The sequence below is a fragment of the Frankia sp. AgKG'84/4 genome (assembly GCF_023242965.2).
Taxonomy (GTDB): Bacteria; Actinomycetota; Actinomycetes; order Frankiales; family Frankiaceae; genus Frankia.
In genome coordinates, this window is the sequence record NZ_JALKFU020000047.1 from 1 (window position 1) to 18319 (window position 18319).

19 protein-coding genes and 1 pseudogene are annotated in these 18319 nt (G+C 71.4%); 7 read left to right on the forward strand and 13 right to left on the reverse strand.

From position 1 onward, the window contains the following. Positions 1-173: 173 nt before the first annotated feature. The 5 genes from MXD58_RS05715 to MXD58_RS05735 all read right to left on the reverse strand — a co-directional run bounded on the left by MXD58_RS05715 (position 174) and on the right by MXD58_RS05735 (position 4100). Positions 174-449, reverse strand: coding sequence for a hypothetical protein (locus tag MXD58_RS05715; RefSeq protein ID WP_248839676.1), 276 nt, complete (start codon positions 447-449; stop codon positions 174-176). Positions 450-625: 176 nt separating this feature from the next. Then, positions 626-1606 (reverse strand): hypothetical protein, encoded by a 981-nt coding sequence (locus tag MXD58_RS05720; RefSeq protein WP_248839677.1) that lies wholly within the window; start codon positions 1604-1606, stop codon positions 626-628. Positions 1607-1712: 106 nt separating this feature from the next. After that, positions 1713-2741, reverse strand: coding sequence for an effector-associated domain EAD1-containing protein (locus MXD58_RS05725; protein WP_248839678.1), 1029 nt, complete (start codon positions 2739-2741; stop codon positions 1713-1715). A 26-nt stretch (positions 2742-2767) separates the two neighbouring features. Further along, positions 2768-3367 carry a hypothetical protein gene (locus MXD58_RS05730; protein ID WP_248839679.1) on the reverse strand — a complete coding sequence of 200 codons (600 nt, stop codon included), beginning with the start codon at positions 3365-3367 and terminating at the stop codon, positions 2768-2770. 160 nt (positions 3368-3527) lie between these two features. Beyond that, positions 3528-4100, reverse strand: a complete 573-nt coding sequence (locus MXD58_RS05735; protein WP_248839680.1) for a TetR/AcrR family transcriptional regulator — start codon at positions 4098-4100, stop codon at positions 3528-3530. Between the two features lie 91 nt (positions 4101-4191). Here MXD58_RS05735 and MXD58_RS05740 point away from each other — a divergent pair, with 91 nt between their 5' ends. Then, positions 4192-4644 carry a hypothetical protein gene (locus MXD58_RS05740; RefSeq protein ID WP_248839681.1) on the forward strand — a complete coding sequence of 151 codons (453 nt, stop codon included), beginning with the start codon at positions 4192-4194 and terminating at the stop codon, positions 4642-4644. On the opposite strand, the gene MXD58_RS05745 is transcribed toward MXD58_RS05740, so the two are convergent. Beyond that, the gene (locus tag MXD58_RS05745; protein WP_248839682.1) at positions 4566-5585 is read right to left on the reverse strand and encodes a DMT family transporter; all 1020 of its coding nucleotides are present in this window, start codon (positions 5583-5585) and stop codon (positions 4566-4568) included. The genes MXD58_RS05740 and MXD58_RS05745 overlap by 79 nt on opposite strands. Positions 5586-5687: 102 nt before the next feature. Here MXD58_RS05745 and MXD58_RS05750 point away from each other — a divergent pair, with 102 nt between their 5' ends. The 3 genes from MXD58_RS05750 to MXD58_RS05760 all read left to right on the forward strand — a co-directional run bounded on the left by MXD58_RS05750 (position 5688) and on the right by MXD58_RS05760 (position 7394). Then, on the forward strand, positions 5688-6284 hold the full coding sequence (locus MXD58_RS05750) for a CGNR zinc finger domain-containing protein (protein WP_248839683.1): 597 nt from the start codon (positions 5688-5690) through the stop codon (positions 6282-6284). Positions 6285-6527: 243 nt separating this feature from the next. After that, positions 6528-7028 carry a hemerythrin domain-containing protein gene (locus MXD58_RS05755; protein ID WP_248839684.1) on the forward strand — a complete coding sequence of 167 codons (501 nt, stop codon included), beginning with the start codon at positions 6528-6530 and terminating at the stop codon, positions 7026-7028. 33 nt (positions 7029-7061) lie between these two features. Then, positions 7062-7394, forward strand: coding sequence for a hypothetical protein (locus tag MXD58_RS05760; RefSeq protein ID WP_250609093.1), 333 nt, complete (start codon positions 7062-7064; stop codon positions 7392-7394). Positions 7395-7469: 75 nt separating this feature from the next. Here the strand turns inward: MXD58_RS05760 and MXD58_RS05765 are convergent, their stop codons facing one another. Further along, positions 7470-8864, reverse strand: a complete 1395-nt coding sequence (locus tag MXD58_RS05765) for a DUF2252 domain-containing protein (protein ID WP_248839686.1) — start codon at positions 8862-8864, stop codon at positions 7470-7472. 432 nt (positions 8865-9296) lie between these two features. Between MXD58_RS05765 and helR the strand changes: the two genes are divergently transcribed. Beyond that, positions 9297-11462: an RNA polymerase recycling motor ATPase HelR gene (gene helR / locus MXD58_RS05770; protein ID WP_248839687.1), complete on the forward strand. Its 2166-nt coding sequence runs from the start codon at positions 9297-9299 to the stop codon at positions 11460-11462. Positions 11463-11558: 96 nt separating this feature from the next. Then, positions 11559-12413 (forward strand): glycosyltransferase, encoded by an 855-nt coding sequence (locus MXD58_RS05775; RefSeq protein WP_248839688.1) that lies wholly within the window; start codon positions 11559-11561, stop codon positions 12411-12413. A 63-nt stretch (positions 12414-12476) separates the two neighbouring features. Here the strand turns inward: MXD58_RS05775 and MXD58_RS05780 are convergent, their stop codons facing one another. Further along, positions 12477-13910 carry an FAD-binding oxidoreductase gene (locus MXD58_RS05780; protein WP_248839689.1) on the reverse strand — a complete coding sequence of 478 codons (1434 nt, stop codon included), beginning with the start codon at positions 13908-13910 and terminating at the stop codon, positions 12477-12479. Continuing rightward, entirely contained in the window at positions 13907-15103 is a 1197-nt protein-coding gene (serA, locus tag MXD58_RS05785; RefSeq protein ID WP_248839690.1) for a phosphoglycerate dehydrogenase, read from the reverse strand. Before serA ends, MXD58_RS05780 begins: the two co-directional genes overlap by 4 nt. 64 nt (positions 15104-15167) lie before the next feature. Between serA and MXD58_RS05790 the strand changes: the two genes are divergently transcribed. Further along, the gene (locus MXD58_RS05790) at positions 15168-15443 is read left to right on the forward strand and encodes a hypothetical protein (protein WP_250609094.1); all 276 of its coding nucleotides are present in this window, start codon (positions 15168-15170) and stop codon (positions 15441-15443) included. 271 nt (positions 15444-15714) lie between these two features. On the opposite strand, the gene MXD58_RS05795 is transcribed toward MXD58_RS05790, so the two are convergent. From MXD58_RS05795 to MXD58_RS05805, 4 genes and pseudogenes are all read right to left on the reverse strand, one after another. Further along, positions 15715-16014 (reverse strand): SUKH-4 family immunity protein, encoded by a 300-nt coding sequence (locus MXD58_RS05795; RefSeq protein WP_248839692.1) that lies wholly within the window; start codon positions 16012-16014, stop codon positions 15715-15717. Between the two features lie 22 nt (positions 16015-16036). Next, positions 16037-16285, reverse strand: a complete 249-nt coding sequence (locus tag MXD58_RS31605; protein WP_518477237.1) for an SUKH-4 family immunity protein — start codon at positions 16283-16285, stop codon at positions 16037-16039. A gap of 794 nt (positions 16286-17079) precedes the next feature. Then, positions 17080-17961, reverse strand: coding sequence for an SAM-dependent methyltransferase (locus tag MXD58_RS05800; RefSeq protein ID WP_248839693.1), 882 nt, complete (start codon positions 17959-17961; stop codon positions 17080-17082). A gap of 82 nt (positions 17962-18043) precedes the next feature. Next, a pseudogene (locus tag MXD58_RS05805) lies at positions 18044-18319 on the reverse strand (hypothetical protein); the annotation flags it as partial.

Genomic DNA, 18319 nt, shown 5'->3' on the forward strand with positions numbered 1-18319 from the left:
CGTTTTTATTATTTTGGGGTCTGTACGAGTTTTGGGGGGGGGCGGGGGGCCGGGGGCGGCCCGCCGGGCCGCGGGGGGGGGGGGGGGGGGGGGCCGCCCCCCCCCCCCCCACGGCTGGATTGGTTTTTACCCGCGGTGTGCTGTCTCCTTCCCTGCGGACGGTCCCACCGGCCTCATCGGCACTGGCCGAGGCGGGCGCCGGTGACGGTGTTGCCGGTGATCTGCACGCCGCCGGTGCCGCGGCTGACGTCAAGGGCACCGGTGAGGGTGTTGCCCGCGCAGGGCAGGTGGTCCGAACCGATCAGGGCGTAGCCGGTGGTGCCCAGGACGGCGACGGCGCCGTTCACCGAGCTTTGGCGCAGGGTGATGGCGGCGGCCTGGCTGCTGGCCACCGCGCCGCTGATCTGGCCGCCGGTCACGGAGAGCGCGCCGCCGGGCAGCACGGTCACGACGCCCAGCTGCCTGCCGCCGGGGCCGATGCATTTATTTTGGGAAGGCGAGCCGCAAGCGATAGATCCAGCACGGAAGGTAGCCCCGGCGGGCGGGCTGGGCACCGAATGCCGTGCCCGCCGCCGGGGCCGTGGTGCAGCGTCGCGTCAGAGGTTGTTTCTGTTGTGAATAACGGTCAGTTGCCGGCCAGGCACAATGCCCAGACGTGCGACCTGGTCGCGCTCGTGGAGCCCATACCGCTCGTGTGCGTGGTGGATGTCCAGTGCGCCGGCGAGGTCGTGAGCGGGCTACCGCCGCTGATCAGGGTTCCGTCGCCCTCGCCGCAACCGGTGGTGGTCTTCTGCGGGGCGGCGACGCTGGTCGGGCCGGTCGTCTCGTTGTAATGCACGGTCACGGTCACGCCGCTGACATTGATGTCGTCCCCGCTGCAGATCGCGTAGGCATAGGTGGTGTAGCCGCTGCCGGTGTTTCCGCGGTTGAGGCCGCCCGCCGCCCAGGAGTCCGGGTTGGTCGCCCCGTCGGCGGCGGCGATGGCGCCGTTGTCGTGCGTGCCCGTGCCGGTGCCGTCCAGGAACGTGGGGTAGCTGACGACGGGCTTGAGGCTGCCCGCGGTGCCCGGGGTCGTCCGTGCGCCGCCGCCGAGCAGGCGCGTGTCCGCAGGGCAGGTGGCCACCGCGAGTGCGGTGCCGCCGCTGCTGCTCGGCCCCGCGACGCTGTTCATCACGACCTGGGTGCCCGTGATCGTGTCGCCGGGGTCGAGGCACATGGCGTACGGCGTGGAACCGAACGCGGCATCGAGGCCGCCTCCCGAACCGCCCGTTCCACCGATTGCCCGCGCCTGTGTCGTGTCGGTGTCGACGACGCCGGCGGAGTATCCGTTGGCGCTGACGTACTCGGCAGTGCCGTCAAAGGGAACGATGCCCTTGACGTGCAGATTGCTCTGCGCCGTTCCGGTGCCGACGGTCTGCAGGATCCCGACGCCGGCGACCACGTCGTTGGTGTCGCCGCCGGTCCGACAGGTGGCGCTGCTGGCGCTTTCCGAGTTGGCCGAGCCCGGTCCGGCGGTGGCGCCGGGGGTGTACGCACCGTAGGTCGCCATATCGGTCGGGCTGGCGTACACCGGACTGGCAGCCGGCGAGACGACGTTCGGCGACATGGTTCTTCCTCGGGCTGCCGGTCGGGCGGCTCGCGCTGAGCCGTGGGCCTCCGGATGACTCTTCCACCGAACCCACGACCTGACCCCTGACAGCCGCGGGTGGCGGTCAGGTCCGCAACGAGAACTCGCTGACGAACAGAGCCCGGCCGGGGCCCTCCCGGAGGTCGTTCTTCTCGTACAGGACCCGCGCCGGAGATCGGACGAAGGACTCGTACGCCTGCTCGTCCAGCAGGACGACGAACATGCCGAAGATGATGCCGATCTCGTTCGGCGTGCCCAGGGTGACGGTCTGTCGCCAGCATCTGGTCGGCGTGCGGATCGCGGCGGCAGGCCGATAGATGCCGTTGCCGTCAAGGACTCCGTCCCCGGCGGTCGAACGGCCCACCGAGTTGGCCTCTTCCGTTTTCGTCACCTGCCGGCTGAACAACTCCACCCGATAGCCGGGCGGCGGCTTTCCGCCAAATGAAAGGGCCAGGTGCGCGACGGGAGTTCGAGCGGTGTCCAGCGAAAAGCGCGCGGTGGTCACCGTCAGAGATGAGATGTCGCCGTCGGTCGGCAGGCGCGCTCTCGCGTCGACGGCCTTCCCGCTCGTCGGGTCACAGGACCTCTCGGGCCGGGCTAGCGCCCAGACCAGTCCCGCGAGCAACGCCACCGCGACGATCCCGGCGCCGGAGATCAGCGACCAGCCAGGATGACGACGGCCCGAACGCGGGACACTGGTCCGCCCGACGGCGCCTCCGCAAACGGTGCCCTCGCCCGGACCGGGCGGCGCGGGCGACGGAGCCGGGTCCGGCTCCGGCTCCGGGTCCGCCAGGTAGGTGTCGCGCAGCCGGGTGAACGTCGGATGGTGGCGCCACTGATCGAGCGCCGCGGTCAGCAGCCGTCGGTAGGGGACGGCGATCACACCGTTGTCCAGTTCGCGAAACACCTCCGACCAGCGCAGCAGCGGTGTCGCCGCCGTGAACGGCACCCGGCTCATCGGGAAGGTGATCCTCGCCAGCAGCATTCTGATGGTGTGCTCGTCCGCCGCGGTGGCGGCGAGCGCGGCCAGAAACGCGTCGCGGTCCGCGGGTGCGAGCCGAATGTCCGGGCCGTCCGTGTCCGGCCGACCCCCGGCGGCGTCGTCGGGCTGCATGGTGGCTCCGACCTTCCGGGGCGATCTCAGCTTTTGAGTACGACGAGTTGGCCCACCTCGTGCCAGGGCGGCACGTTCGGCAGCCTCGGGTTCACCTCGGCCGTCGGGTGGCAGCTCGTGAAGTACGCGCCGGTGGCGGCGGCGACCTGCACCAGGCGGACCTCGTTCGATCCGGCTGCGGGCACGTCGTTGATGCCGAGGTTGAACGAGGTGGCGAAACCACCGCTGGCCGTCGCCGCGACGACGGGGCCGGCCTGGAGGTAGTAGCCGCCGGAGGCGGGATGGGTCACGACCCACAGCCGCGTATCGGCCGGGAGCGGGCTGGCGAGCGTGCCGGCCAGGTAATGGCGCCGTCCCGAAACGTTGATCCTGCCGTCCGGTTGAACCTTCCCATCGAGAACGCGCAGGTCCTTGACGCTTACCTGGTGCTCCTCGGCCGGATCGAGGGCCGGCGCGGTCGGAGCCGACGGGCACCTGGCCACCGCGGGCCGGGGTGCCGGTGGCGGGACGTCACCGCCGTCGTCCTTCCCACCGCAACCGGTGATCGTGACGGCCAGCGACAGGCCGGCGAGGCAGGCCACCGCACGCGGCCAGAACGTCCATGACCGATACCTGAACGCGTGCACCTGGCACCCCCCGATGCCGGCAGCCACCCGAACCTCCGACGATCACGGATGCGCTACGTGTCGGAAGCATAGCCAGGCCGCGGCCACAGACCGGGTCGTTTCCGTCATTCGCCGCGGTGGTCGGTGGCGGGTGCGCGTCAGCCGCCGGCGGACGCGTTCATCACGCCAGGCGCGCGCGGGTCAGCGCGACGGCGGTGCGCGCGGCCTGTTCGAACGGTTCGAGGTCGCCGGCGGCTCGGCAGAGGACGTGCGCGCCCTCCAACAGCATGATCAGCGTGGTGGCCAGTTCACCTGCCTCGGTGGGCGCAAGGTCGGGGGACTCCAGCCGTTCGGCCAGGATCTGGCCCCACGAGGCGAAGATGCCGGCGGCGGCGCGCCGCAGGTCGGTCTCGCCGGAGCCGGGTTCGCCGGCGCCGACGGTGATCGCGGCGACCGCGCAGCCACCGCCGGCCGTTGAGGCGGCGAGCACCGGCCGGATCGCGTCGAGGAATGCCGTGACCACGGTCCGCGGGTCGCCGGCGGGCAGGGTGGCGAGGGCGGCGCGCACCTCCTCCCCGTTGCGCGCGGCCGCCTCGGCGACGAGCTGGGTCTTGCCGCCGGGGAAATGGTGGTAGATCGCGCCGCGGGCCGCGCCGCTGTCCTGGAGGACATCGGTGAACGACATGCCGGCGGCGCCGTGCCGCTGTAGCCCGCGGATCGCGGCGTCGACCATGCGGCTTCGGGTGTCGGCCATGGCCCGGCTCCCCTCTCCCTTGACTAGTACGACCATCCTAGGGCAGCATTCTCGCTAGTACGTACGTCCTAGAGCATTGTTGGAGGTCACCATGCCCATTACCGTCACCGCCGCGCGGGGAGAACTCACCGAGGCCGGCCGGCGCGAGATCCTGCCGCGACTGACGACGGCCCTGGTCGAGGCCAGCGGCGCCGCCGGTAACACCTTCCTGACCAGCATCATCGGCGGCACCGTCCAGGTCCTGGACCCGGTGGACGTCTATGCGGGCGGGCGCCGCAGCCGGATGGTCATGGTCGAGCTCAAGCTGCCGAACATCGGCCTGCCCGACCTGGCCGGCCGCGCGGCGTTCATCGCCGCGGCGACCGACATCGTCGACACGCTCACCGTCGACGACCACGACCGTGCCGATACCTGGGTCAACATCCTCAACGCCCCCGACGGCGGCTGGGGCCTCGGCGGCGTCGCCTACACCGGCGAGGCCCTCGTCGCCGCGGTCGTCGACGCCGCGGGGACGGCAGGCGCCGCGGGCACGTCGACAGCCTGATCCAGGGCCGGCTGCCGCGGCGCGGGGTCAGGCGCGCCGCGCAGCAGGAGCGTCAGGCCGACGAAAAGGGCCACGCCGCCCGCGAGTTGCGGCGCCGTCGGGTGCTCGCCGAGGAGCGTGACGGCGCTCAGCGTGCCGATCGCGGGGGTCAGGTTCAGCAGCTGGCTGGCTCGCGCTGCGGGCATCCGGCCAATGCCCCGGTTGAACGCGATCCCGGCCACCGCGCCGCAGAGCAGGACACCGGCGCACGCCGCCCAGCCGGCGGCGTCGGCCGTGGTGAGCTGACTGTCACCGCTGGCCCAGGCGGCGGCGACGAACGGTGTCGCGGTCACCGCGCCGCCCGCGGTCTGCCAGGCGCTGGCGTTGAGGGCGTCGCCGTCGTCGTCGCTGTAGCGGCGGGTCGCCACGACGAACACCGCACTCACGGCGACTCCGGCGAGGACGAGGAGATTGCCGGTCGTCGTGCCGGCGGGCTGGCCGGGCGAGCCGGGATCGAGCGCCACGAGCACGCCCCCGGCCAGCCCGAAGGCGAGCGCGACTACGGCCCGGCGCTCGGGCCGCTCGTGCAGGGCGACCACGGCCAGCAGGACGGTCAGCAGCGGCTCGGCGGCCAGCAGCAGACTGCCGTTCGACGCGCTGGTGCGGTCCAGCCCGAAATCGCCGAGCAGGTAGCCCAGACCGGGGACGAGCGCCCCGAGCATCATCTGCCGCACCGCGCCGCGCCGGCGCAGCCGGCCGGTGACCAACGCGGCGCCGAGCAGCACCGCGGCGGCGCCGGCGAGCTCGACCGCCAGCAGATCCAGCGGCCGCACGGCGTGCAGCGCGGCCACGGACAGCGTCGTGCTCAGCCCGTAGGCGACCGCGGCCAGCAGGATCGACAGCTCGCCGGATCGCACCCGCAGGCCAGGTCCAACCCCGGCCTGGGCCTCGCACGATGCCATCGGAACCTCCCGGTCCTGGCGCCACACCACCGCGGCGCAACCGCCGTAACGGTCACACCGGTTACCGGGTTCGTCAACCGATTAAACGCGTACGGTGGTTACGTGGTGGAGCTGACGGCCTGGCCCGGAATCGGAGACGAGGACCTGCTCGTCGCGGTGGCCAACACCGCGCACGGCGAGCCCGGGGAGCCGGACGAGCTGGCCGACGCGGCCGGGATGCGCACCTGGTGGTCGGGCCTGGGCCTGGCCCTGCCGGCCGACGGCGGACCCCGGCGGCCCGACGCCGCCGAGTCTCTGGCGATGCTGCGCGCCCTGCGGGCCGTCATCCGCGGCCTGGCACTGCGCAACAACGGCTTCGAGACGGAGGTGGACACGGCCGTCCTCGACGGCCTCACCCTGCGCCTCGACCTGGGGGGCACGCCGTCCCTACGCGCCGACGGCCCCGCCGATCTCATCCGCGACGTCGGCGCCGCGACCGTCACCGCCCTGCTGCGCGCCAACGCCCGGCCCGGCTGGCCCCGGCTCAAGGCCTGCCGGGGGGAGGACTGTCGCTGGGTCTACGTCGACGCCTCCCGCAACGCCTCCCGTCGCTGGTGCGACATGGCGGCCTGCGGCAACCGTGCCAAGAGCGCCTCCTTCCGCCGCCGCCACCGCACCGGCGACGCGACGGCGGCAGCGTCGGCGTCGGCGTCGGCGTGATTCAGTGCCCCGACGGCAGCGGATTGCGGTGGCTGGCGGGCGCGCCGGTGGTTCAGATAAGTGCCTCGAACTGGTCGTACGGCAATCCGTGATGCTTCTGTTCGTCGGCTTCGCGCGGTTGGCAGTGCTTTGTGGCCCTGAATATTGTGATCGTCCACTGCGGCCCGAGTGGCCGCGTTTTGCCAAGTGGGCAGCGGGCAGGGCGGTCAGGGCGACGGAGTGCTCGAGTGCTGGAGGATTCACATGTCGGCGGATGCGATTGTTCAGCTGAAAGACGACCACAAGGAGATTCGGCTCGCCTTCAAGAAATTCGAGGCGGCCGGTGAGGGAGCGACGAAGAGCAAGGACCGGCTCGTCGAGAAAATCATCGAGTTGTTGACGGTACACACCTACATCGAGAACGAGGTCATGTACCCGGAGGTCCGGCGGCTCCTGCCCGAGCTGACGGACGAGATCCTCGAGTCCTACGAGGAGCACCACGTCGCTGATGTCCTGGTCCTGGAACTGGCCGCGATGAGCCCCGAGGCCGAGCGCTTCGACGCCAAGACGGCCGTCCTCATCGAGACCGTCACGCACCACATCGAGGAAGAGGAAACAGGCTGGTTCCCCCGGGTGCGGGCGGGCCTGGGCCGCAAGCAGCTGACCGAGATCGGCCAGCGCCTGTCGGCGGCCCGCGAGAAGGCCCCGCACAGCCCGGCCCAGCCGAGCGCGCTGAAGAAGACCGCGGACGCCATACTTCGCTGACCTGAGGTGAGTTCGACAGCGCGAAGGCCAACCTTGATTCTGATCAATGCGGTGAACGCCGCCGACTGGTCTCCCGCCGAGTCGCTCAGCCACTGGTGGGACCGCGACATCGAGGGCGCCCACAAGCTCCCGCTCATGCTCAGCTTCATCGCGTTCGTGCTGACCTTCGCGATCACCCGGACCGTCGCTCGACTCATCCGGGCCGGGCGGGGGCCGTTTCATGACAACGTCACGACCTCCGGCGTGCATGTGCACCATGCGATTCCGGGGATCGTGCTGCTCACGGTCGGCGCGTTCATGGCGGTCGGGGCCGGGACGAGCACAGCGTGGCGTGTGCCGGACGCAACGACGCCGCCGCGTGCGTGACCTGGGCCCGGACGAGGAAACCAGGACGGCGTCCGATTCGAAGATCCACGAGAGGCCGTCTGGGGGATGCCGCTGTCAGGTGCTGGCGGCTGTGACCCGTCCGGTGCGGGCGGCCTCGACCAGGGCGCCGTGGTCGGCCTCGTTCTGGTCGGCGTAGGCCTCCGCGAACCGTGCGATCGCCCGGTCGAAGCCCTCGCCGGTGCCGAGGTAGGCCGCGATCGCGATGCGGTCCCCCGACCGCGCGTGGGCCCGGGCGAGGGTGCCGGCGCACGCCCGGCCGAACAGCGCCAGCCCTTCGGGGACCATGTCCTCGGCGACCGCCACACCCTTCCAGTCCTGCAGCTGCCGGAGGTAGAAGTCGCGCTTGCCGTCGAGGGCGTCGACCCGTTGCCAGCCGAGGAAGATGTCGCTGGTGGCCTGCATCAGGCGCTGTCCGGCGACGACCCGTTCGCCTTGGTTGTCATATTCGCTGCCCGGCAGGTGATCGGCGAGGACCGAGGTCCCGGCCTCCTTGACCTGTAGTAGGAGGGGGTCGTCGCCGTCGCGGCCGAGCAGCAGCGCGACCCAGCAGCGGGTGCCGACGCTGCCGACGCCGACGACCTTGCGGGCGAAGTCGACGAGCCGGTACTGGGCGAGCAGCGAGCGCCGATCGGTCGACAGGGTGGCGGCATACCGGTCGACGATGGAGGCGAGCTCGCCGATCAGCAGCGCGTGTTCGGTTCCGGCGACGAGCTCGCTGACCGGGACGAGCAGCGGCGGGTCGGACACGAAGCGCCGCTCGCCGTCGACGACCCTGGTCAGCTTGTTGAACGCTCGCAGTTGGTCACGTGAGCGGGCCCGGGTCGTCGCCCGGGACAGGCGCCTTGCGCCGCGCCGGCCCAGCAGGTCGGCGAACTGCCTGGCCAGTTCGTCGGCGTCGGCGTGGCTGTACCAGACGTCGAGGTTGGTCATCGCCGCGAACCGCCGCATCCACAGGCGGTATGCCCCGACCATGTCGGTGACGACCCGGCGCCGTTCGTCCACGGTGAAGTCGTTGCCGCGGCCGGCGATGACGAGGCTGGTCGCAAGCCGTTTCACGTCCCATTCCCAGGGGCCGGGGAGGGTCTCGTCGAAGTCGTTGATGTCGAACATGAGGCGGCGTTCGGGGGAGGCGAGGAGCCGGAAGTTGAGCAGGTGCGCGTCCCCGCAGAGCTGCACGTCGATCCCCGACGTCGGCGTCCGGGCGAGGTCAGCCGCCATGATCGCGGCGGCGCCCCGGTAGAACCGGAACGGCGACTCCATCATCCGCTGGTAGCGGATGGGGACGAGTTCCGGTAGCCGGGTCCGCGACTGCCGCTCGATCACCTCGACCGGGTCGGTGCGCTCCGACGCCGGTTCGTAGTCGGCGTGGGCCCCACGCGGCGCCCGGGTCCGCGCGTCCTTTCCTCGTGCCGCGCGCTCCGAAGGCGTCGGCAGCGCCTTTATGGGCATTCCTGCCGCCGGCTTCGGCGGGAAAAGGCGAGACCTGGAATGCGCGAAATCAGTCGTCATGTCCGACCCCCGAGCGGTGACGCGGCGGGCTCACCAGCCGATGCCGGCACGAGCCGGCGGACGCTCAGCCTAAATCCGCGTCGAAACTCCTGCGACCGCGACAGGTGATGTCTCTCGGGATGCCGCCTGCGGCCAGCGAGCGAGGGGCGGGAGGGGGTGTCACACTCCCCGCCATCTTCAACATATAGCGTACCTAGGGGCTTGCGGCAAGACCCGGTGCCTGTCGCAGAATCGCCGGTCGAGGCAGAACCTGGAGAAAGCGAGTCGCGAAGTGCCGGTGCGGGTGTCGATGTATGGGTCGCGTGGTGCCGCGGGGCCACCTGGTGGTCGTGAGGTGGGGACGCGCGCCGACGGGTCGCTGGGGCTGATGCCGTGAACCCCCTCGCCACCAGTGCTTTCAACCTTCCGCAGCGGCTCGCCGCGAAGGCCGACCCGAGCCTGATCGCCGATGACGAGCAGCACTTCGCCGACATCGCGGACAGCCTCGACCGGTTGATCGCCGACCTGTCGGCCCGGCTCGACGCCGAGCGGCGGGCACCAGGGGGCAAGGGCCAGGCGGCGCTGGACCGGGACCTGGAGATCCACCGGCTGACCGCCCGGCTGCGAACGCTGCGCCGCTTCGGCCTGGACCTGTGCCTCGGGCGCATCGTCCCCGCCAACGACCCCGAGCCGCTGTACATCGGCCGTCTCGGCCTCGCCGACAGCGCCGGTCGCCGGCTGCTGCTCGACTGGCGGTCCCCGGCGGCCGAACCGTTCTTCGGCGCGACCCACGCCAACCCGATGGGCCTGGCCAGCCGCCGCCGGTACCGCTGGAGCCGGGGCCGGATCAGCGACTACTGGGAGGAGGTGTTCACCGCCGACGGGCTCGACGGGCACGCCGCCCTCGATGACCAGTCCGCGTTCATCGCGAGCCTCGGTGCCGAGCGCACCACCCGGATGCGCGACGTGCTCGGCACCATCCAGTCCGACCAGGACGCCATCATCCGGGCGGGTTCGCGCGGCGCGCTCGTCGTCGACGGCGGCCCGGGCACGGGCAAGACCGTCGTCGCGCTGCACCGCTCGGCGTACCTGCTCTACGCCGACCCCCGCGTCGGGCAGCGCCGCAGTGGCGGTGTGCTGGTCGTCGGCCCGCACCGGCCCTACCTGAACTACGTCGGTGACGTCCTGCCCAGCCTCGGTGAGGACGGCGTGCAGACCTGCGTCCTGCGCGACCTCGTCGCCGAGGGGGCAGCGGCGACGGCGGAGACCGACCCGCGGGTCGCGCGGCTGAAGGCGGACGCGGACCTGGTGCGGGCGATCGAGACGGCCGTCCGGTTCTACGAGGAGCCGCCCACCACGACCCTGACCGTCACCACCGACTGGTCCGATCTCCAGCTGGACGCCGACGACTGGGCTGAGGCGTTCGAGGCCGCGGAACCTGGCACCGCCCACAACGACGCCCGCACGGACATCCTCGAAGCGCTGGTCACGACGTTGCGGGAGAAGCACGAGCAGCGGGACAACCACGGCGACGTCCCGGCGAACCTGTTCCGCCGCTCCGTGCTGCGTGACCGGGGGCTGATCACGACCCTGAACCAGGCGTGGCCGATGCTCGAGGCGGCCGACATCGTCGCGGACCTCTGGTCGGTGCCCGCCTACCTGCGGATGTGCGCCCCCTGGCTCGGCGCCGACGATCTGCGCGCGCTGCGGCGCCCGGACCCGCGGGCGTGGACCGTGTCCGACCTGCCGCTGCTGGACGCGGCCCGGGCGCGCCTCGGTGACCCGGCGGCATCCCGACGCCGGCGCCAGCACACGGCCGCCGTCGCCTCGGAACGCGAACGGATGGCCGCGGTCGTCGACAGCCTGCTCGAAGCTGACGACGACGGCGAGGGAGCGGTGACGATGCTGTACGGCGACGACCTGCGCAGCGTCCTCGTCGACGACTCCGCGCTGCCGAGCGCCGACGCCGACCAGCTCGCCGGGCCGTTCGCGCACATCGTCGTCGACGAGGCCCAGGAGCTCACCGACGCCGAGTGGCAGATGCTGCTCGCCCGCTGCCCGTCCCGCAGCTTCACCATCGTCGGGGACCGTGCCCAGGCCCGGCACGGCTTCACCGAGTCGTGGCGGGAGCGCCTCGCCCGCGTCGGCCTCGGCGAGGTCACGATCGCCTCGCTGACCATCAACTACCGGACGCCCCAGGAGGTGATGGCGGCGGCCGAGCCGGTGATCCGGGCGGCCCTGCCGGACGCCAACGTGCCGACCTCCGTGCGGACCAGCGGCATCCCCGTCGGCCACGGCTCGACGTCGGAGCTGCCCGCGATCCTCGACACCTGGCTCACCGCGCACGCCGGCGGGGTGGCCTGCGTCATCGGCGACCCGACGTTCGTCTCGACGCCCCGGGTCCGGTCCCTGCCGCCGGAGCTCGCGAAGGGGCTCGAGTTCGACCTGGTCGTCCTCGTCGACCCGGATGGGTTCGGCGGTGGCATCGAGGGCGCGGTCGACCGCTACGTTGCGATGACCAGGGCGACCCGGCAGCTGGTCATCCTCACGAGCACCTGACGAGGCGCCTGCCGTCGGTGGCGGCCCCGGGTGGCGTTGGTGGCATTGCCGGCTTCGCCGCGCGCGGCGGCCACCGACTGGAGTAGCACTGGGTTCGTGCAGCCCCTACCGGTCATCATCGTCCACCGCGACCAGCCCGAACGACTGCTGGACACCATCGACGCGTTCCGCGCCCAGGACGTCCCGGTCGTGATCACGGTCGTCGACAACGGGTCCGCGGTCGTGCCGCGGATCGAGGCCGCGGACGTCACCGTCGTGCTGGCCGGCGCGAACCTGGGGTTCGGCGCGGCGGCCAACATCGGCTACCGCGCGTTCCTCGCCGACCCGGACGCGGGCGAGTGGGTGGCCCTCGCCCCGCACGACGCGGTGCCCGAGCCCACCTGCCTGAGCCACATGCTGGCGGTGCTCGCGACCCAGCCAAGGGCGGGGCTGGCCTGCGCCGACGTGAACGACGGGATGACCCCGATCGTCGATCCCTACCTGGGCGGAATCCTCCTGCCCGGCAGCGTCGACGCCGGCTGGCAGCCCGCCGGGCATCCGCATGGCACGCTGATGCTCGCCCGGCGGGCCTGCCTCGACGAGGTCGGGATCTTCGACGAGCGCTACTTCGCCTACTGCGAGGAGGCGGATCTCGCGATGCGGGCGAAGGCGGCCGACTGGCATTCCGGGCTTGTCCGGGGCGCGATGGTCAAGAACACCTACGTCGGCTCGGCGTCCGCGGCCATCGACTACCTACAGCTGCGCAACACCCTGCTGCTCGTGCGGGACCACTGGGGCCGCTACCACGCGTTCGTCCGCTTCACCATCGCGTTGTGGCAGCTCGGCGCCGGTGTGCTGGCTCGCACCCGGCGCGGTCCCTACTGGAACGCCCAGGCACGCGTACGCGGCCTCGTGGACTTCCTCCGTGGCCGTTACGGCCCGCCGCCCCAGCACCTTTTCGAGCGGCGCTGACGCTCAGGACGTCGAACTGGCGCTGACGCTCGGGACGTCGAACTGGCGCCGCGCGCCGTGGCCTCAGGCGGAGTTGGCCCCCGCCGGCCCGCGGTCGGTCGGCGGGGGGGCATCGAGCAGGACGCGCGGGTTGAGCAGGGCGTCGGGGTCGAGGCCCTGGCGGATGGCGCGCATCATCGCGATCTCCTGGGGGGAGCGGGAGAGGTGCAGCCAGCGGCTCTTGGCCCGGCCGACGCCGTGTTCGGCGCTGATGCTGCCGCGATGGGCGGCGACGAGGTGCAGGACGGCGTCGGTGACGGCCTCGGCGCGGTCGGTGGCGTTCAGGATGTTGACGTGCAGGTTGCCCTCGTTGATGTGGCCGAACAGGATCAGCCGGGCCTGGGGCGCCGCCTCGGCGATGGTGGTCGGGAGCGCGGCGACGAGCTCCCCGAGCGCGGTGAGGGGAACCGCGACGTCCAGCTTCACCGGGACGCCGGCGGCGTTGATGGCCTCGGTGTGGGACTCGCGGTACGCCCACAGGGTGTGCCGGCCGCGGGTGTCGGTGGCGACGGTCGCGTCCAGCAGGACGTCGGCGTCGCAGGCGTCGAGGGCGGCGAGCAGGTCATCCGTCGGGTCGGTCCGCCCGGCGCACTCCAGCACGAGGTAGGCCGGGTGTTCCGCGGCGAACGGTGCCGGCAGGCCGGTCTTCTCCCGCACCAGCGCCAGGCCGTCGGCCAGGAACAGCTCGGCCGCCTCCAACGTGGGCAGTCGGTTGCGGGCGGTCTGCAGCAGTGTCAACGCGCCGGCGATGCCGTCGACGGCGACCAAGGCCACCGCCCGCTCGGTGAGCAGCGGGGCGAGCCGCAGCCGCAGCCGCGTGATGATCCCCAGGGTGCCCTCGCTGCCGGCGAGCAGCGAGGCCACGTCATAGCCGGTGTTGTCCTTGGGTAGCCCGGCGAGGCGGCTGATGACGGAACCGTCGGCGAGGACTGCTTCGATGCCGAGGATCTGCGCACGGGTGGTGCCGTAGCGCAGCACACGTTCGCCGCCGGCGTTGGTCGCGGCCATGCCGCCGAGGGTGGCGGAGTCCCGGGCGGCGAAGTCGACGCCGAAGTCGTAGCCGGCGGCGCGGACATGGCGCTGCAGCGCGGCGAGCGTGACGCCGGCCCCCGCGGTGACCTGACCGGCGGCCACCTCGACCGGCTCCAGTACGGTCAGCCGTGCGGTGCTGAGCAGCACGGCGCCGTCGACGGGGATGCTGCCGCCGACGAGGCCGGTGTTGCCGCCCTGCACGCAGACGGTCGCCTTCGCCCGCGCGGCCGCGGTCATCACCGCGGCGACCTGCGCGGTGTCGGCCGGCCGCACGACGCAGCTCGCCCGGCCGTGGAATCGCCCCGTCCAGTCGGTCTCGTACGACGCGACGATCGACGGGTCGGTGAGCAGGTGCGCCTCGCCGACCGCGGCGCGCAGCTCCTCGGTCAGCCCCGGTGCCAGCGCCGTGGCCGCCGGTGCGGTCATGCCAGGTTCCGGACGCGGACGGTCTCGGGCATGGCGGCCAGCGAGTCGAGCAGCGCGGGCGGATGGTCGACGGCGATGTCGGTCAGCACGTAGCCGAGCTCGCCGCGGGTGTCGAGCAGCTGACCCTCGATGTTGACCTTGTGCTCGGCGAGCAGGCTGTTGATCTTCGCGAGGACGCCGGGGACGTTGCGGTGCAGGTGCGCGACGCGGTGCCGGCCCGGGCGGATCGGCAGGGCGAGGTGCGGCAGGTTCACGCTCATCGCCGTGCCACCGTCGTGGAGGTAGTCCCGCAGCTTGCCGGCGACGTAGCGGCCGATGTCCTGCTGCGCCTCCTCGGTGGACCCGCCGATGTGCGGGGTGAGGATGACGTTGGGCAGACTCCGCAGCTCGGAGTTGAACTCCTCGCCGCGGCTCGCCGGCTCGGTCGGGAAGACGTCGACCGCGGCGCCGGCGAGGTGGCCGGACTCGATGTGCGCCCGCAGCGCGTGATGGTCGACGACGAAGCCCCGGGAGAGGTTGAGGAAAATGCTGCCCGGGCGCATCAGGGCGAACTGCTCCTCGCCGAACATGCCGCTGTTGCCGGCCCGGCCGTCGACGTGCAGGGTGACGACGTCGGCGATGGCGAGCAGATCATCGAGGGTGGCGCAGCGCCGGGCGTTGCCCATCGCCAGCTTGTCGGCGGTGTCGAAGAAGTACACGCTCATCCCGAGCGCCTCAGCGAGCACCGACAGCTGCGCGCCGATGTTGCCGTAGCCGATGATGCCGAGGCTGCGCCCGCGGACCTCATGCGCGGCCTGCGCGGACTTGTCCCAGAGACCCGCGTGCATGCCGGCGTTCTTCACGGTCAGCCGCCGGGTCAGCGCGATGATCTCGGCCAGTGCCAGCTCGACGACGCTGCGGGTGTTCGAGAACGGCGCGTTGAACACGGCGATGCCGCGCTCGGCGGCGGCGCCGAGGGCGACCTGGTTCGTGCCGATGCAGAACGCGCCGACGGCGAGCAGGTCCGGCGCCTCGTCGAGGACGGACTCGGTGACCTCGGTCTTGGACCGGATGCCCAGCATCTGCACGCCGGCCAGCGCGTCGATCAGCTCCCGCTCGCCGAGCGCGCGGTCCAGCGTCTCGACGTCGGCGCCCGCGGACCGCAGGATCGCCGCGGCGTCCGGATGAACACTCTCAAGCAACAGTGCACGCACGGCGGCAACCCTCACTGGCTGGTGACAGTACGCCATCAGTCTAGGGAGTCGTCGGACCCCCAACGTGGCCACCGCCCGCTGGTTCCTCAGTGCGGATACTTCGGGCGCCGTGCCGTGCAGAACGTGGGGCAACCGGGTCAAGGTCAACCTGGAGCAGGTGCTCCAGTGGGTCGCGAAGGTCCTCAACCCGTCGCTGTTCGCCGACGTCGACCTCCGCAAGGTCACCAGCAGCTTCTACAAGACCTACTTCGGCCACGAGCCCACCGCCGACGAGCTCACCCAGATCCTCCAGACCACCTCGGCCGACGGCATCGCCACCCCGGCCAACGCCGTCAAGTGACACCCGCACGGCACGACCCATCACCTGGCAGCGGCCCGGAGCGATCAACATCACACCGGGCCGCGGAGTGTCCCCAGGGAGCCGGCGGCTGCCGGACTGAGAGATCGTGTGGCCCCAGCCCACGCTCGGTGATCCGTTAAATTAGGGCTCGATTCCGCTCACCGTAATGTACGAGATCCTCGATCGCTACGAGGAGTTCCTCAAGGAACGCCGTGCTCGTAGGCGGCAGGCCTCGGCCAGCGACTGAATCGGCACGCCTCTGGGGTGACGGTCAGGGCCAGATTTCGGAGATTGACACCACGCGCGAGCTGTCCACCACCGACTCGTATTCCTCGACGATCCGATCTGGTGATATGCGGGAAGGGAAAAACCGAATATTGCCAGTGATCTTCTCGATGACTTTTGCAGCGGCACCCATGTTGTCGGACTGGATGCAGATCAGCCATCCTTCGGTGAATTCTTCAAGATGCCAGGGACGCTCTGGGTCATCCTGCGGTTTTCGCAACAGTTCTGCGGCCAGCGCGGCTGCCGCGGCCCGGTCTAGATTCCTTCCAGTTGACTTGCCCGTCAAGGCTGAATCTCGGAGACGGGAACTACATGCGAGGTGTCCAGCACCGACGCGTACTCTTCCACGACCAGGTCAGGGGATATGTAGGAGGGAAAAACCTGACCTCTCCAGTGGACTTCTCGATCACCTTTGTGGCCGAACCGAATCCCTCGAGCTGCTCAAGGATCAGCCACCCCTCGGTGAACTCCTCCAGCTCCCACGGGTGATCCGCATCGTCCCGCGGACGGCCCAGCAACTTTGTTGCGCGCTCCGCCGCTGTGTTCCCGTCAATCACAACTGGCCTGGGTGACGGACCTGCCGGCCCTGCCCGGCTTCGTCAACCCGGCCGTCGACCGCCCGACCCGCATGTACGCCAGAGTCGTGGCGCGCGTCCACCCGCCGGTCGCCGCCCACTCCACCGACCGGCCGGAGCCACCCCAAACCCCCGAACAGCCTGGGCCGAGCGAGCTGGCGCCGCCGTTTGAGGTGGATCGTGCCGCGCTGCGTCGGGCCCGGGAGGAGGCACGTTCGCTGGCCCGCTCCTCCCAGCACAGCCAGGCCGCCGTGGTTCTCGCCGGCACGGTGACCCGGGCCGCTCGCGCGTTGGGCGATGACAGCAGCGATGTTCTGGCGCTTCGCTCGGAACTGGCTGACTGCCTGTTCGAGGCGGGCGACTTCCACCGAGCCGCCGCCGAGTTCGAGCGGCTCACCGCCGTTCTCGGCGCGCAGGATGATCGGGACGACGTGCGGCTGCTGGTAGCGCGGCTGCGGGAGGCGACCTGCCGGGCGCTGATCGGTGAAACGCGGCGGGCGATGGTGCAGCTGACCGGGCTCCTCGCGGACGAACCCCGGGGTTTTCGGCGCGGACGATCCCCGCGCGCTCGACCTGCGCCGGCAGATTGGCCTGCTGCAACTCGGTACCGGCGACCGGCCCGCCGCAGCCCGGACCCTGGCGGCCCTGCTCGACGATCTCACGCGGCTCTGGGGCCTGGAGCATCCGATGATCCCCGTAGTACGGGACCTGCTCGTCAAGGCCGACGTCCAGCCAGCCAACCGCTCGGCGCCTTGATCGGAGGCTGGAGCTGCGCGTCAGGATTTGCGGGCGACGGCGCCGTAGAAGCTGACCTCGGCGTCGGTGACGGTGGGCGGGGCGTCGGGGTCGGGGCGCCAGCGGTGGACGAACTGCAGGCCGGGGTCCAGCAGGTCGAGGCCGTCGAAGAAGGTGAGGATCTCGGCGTGGGTGCGTTGCTGCGCGGGGATGCCGCTGGCCCGGTAGGAGGCGGCGAGGCGCTCCATGCCTTCGTCGAGGTCGGCGGTGGCGTGGCTGAGAGTCAGGTAGCTGCCGGGGGGCAGGCCGTCGAGGAGTTGGCTCAGCAGGCCGTGGGGATCGTCCGCGTCCGGGATGAAATGCATGATCGCGAGGACCGAGAGGGCGACCGGCTGGGTGAGGTCGAGGGTGCTACGCAGCTCCGGGGCGGCGAGGATCCGCTGCGGGTCACGCAGGTCGACGTCGAGATACGCGGTCGCGCCCTGGGCGGTGCTGGTGAGCAGCGCGCGGGCGTGGCTCAGCACGATGGGGTCGTTGTCCGCATACACCACGCGGGCGTCGGAGGCGACGCTCTGGGCGACCTCGTGCAGGTTCGGGCTGGTGGGGATGCCGGTTCCGATGTCGAGGAACTGGCGGATCCCGACCTCGCCGGCCAGGTGGCGGGTGGTGCGGGCCAGGAACGCCCGGTTCGCGTGGGAGGCGGTGCGGGCGTTCGGGAAGCTGGCGAGGGCCTGCTCGGCGGCGGCCCGGTCGGCGGGGAAGTTGTCCTTGCCGCCGAGGTAGTAGTCGTACATCCGGGCGGAGTGAGGCTGATCGGTCTTCAGGTCGACCGGCGGGTGCGCCTGCGCCTGGCTGCGCCACCAGGCCGGGGACTCGGACGAACTCCTGCCGCTCACCCGCACCTGCCCGGGTCGGTCAGGCATTCCTCGCGAATCACCCTGGCATCTTAACGGGGGTAGATCGGCCGAGGACGGCCAGTGCTGAAAGTCCGGCCGAAAGGCCTGGTCAGCCGGTGGGCTGCGCGGGGACGGTGGTGAGTGTGGCGAAGCCGGCGTTGAACGCGCCGACCTCGTCGGTGGGGGAGTCCCCCGCCGTGCAGGTCTGGGCCTTGAGGATGGTGGCCGGATCCGCCACCTTCGCCTCGCTGGGGAGTTCGCGCAGCCCCCGGACCGAGCCGCCGGCGAAGCAGTTCGGGATGTTCAGGTTGGCGACGGTCTGCGCGGCGGCGGCGCCGCCCGCGGCGCTGGCCGGGCTGCCGCCAGCGGCGGAGCTGGCGAGCAG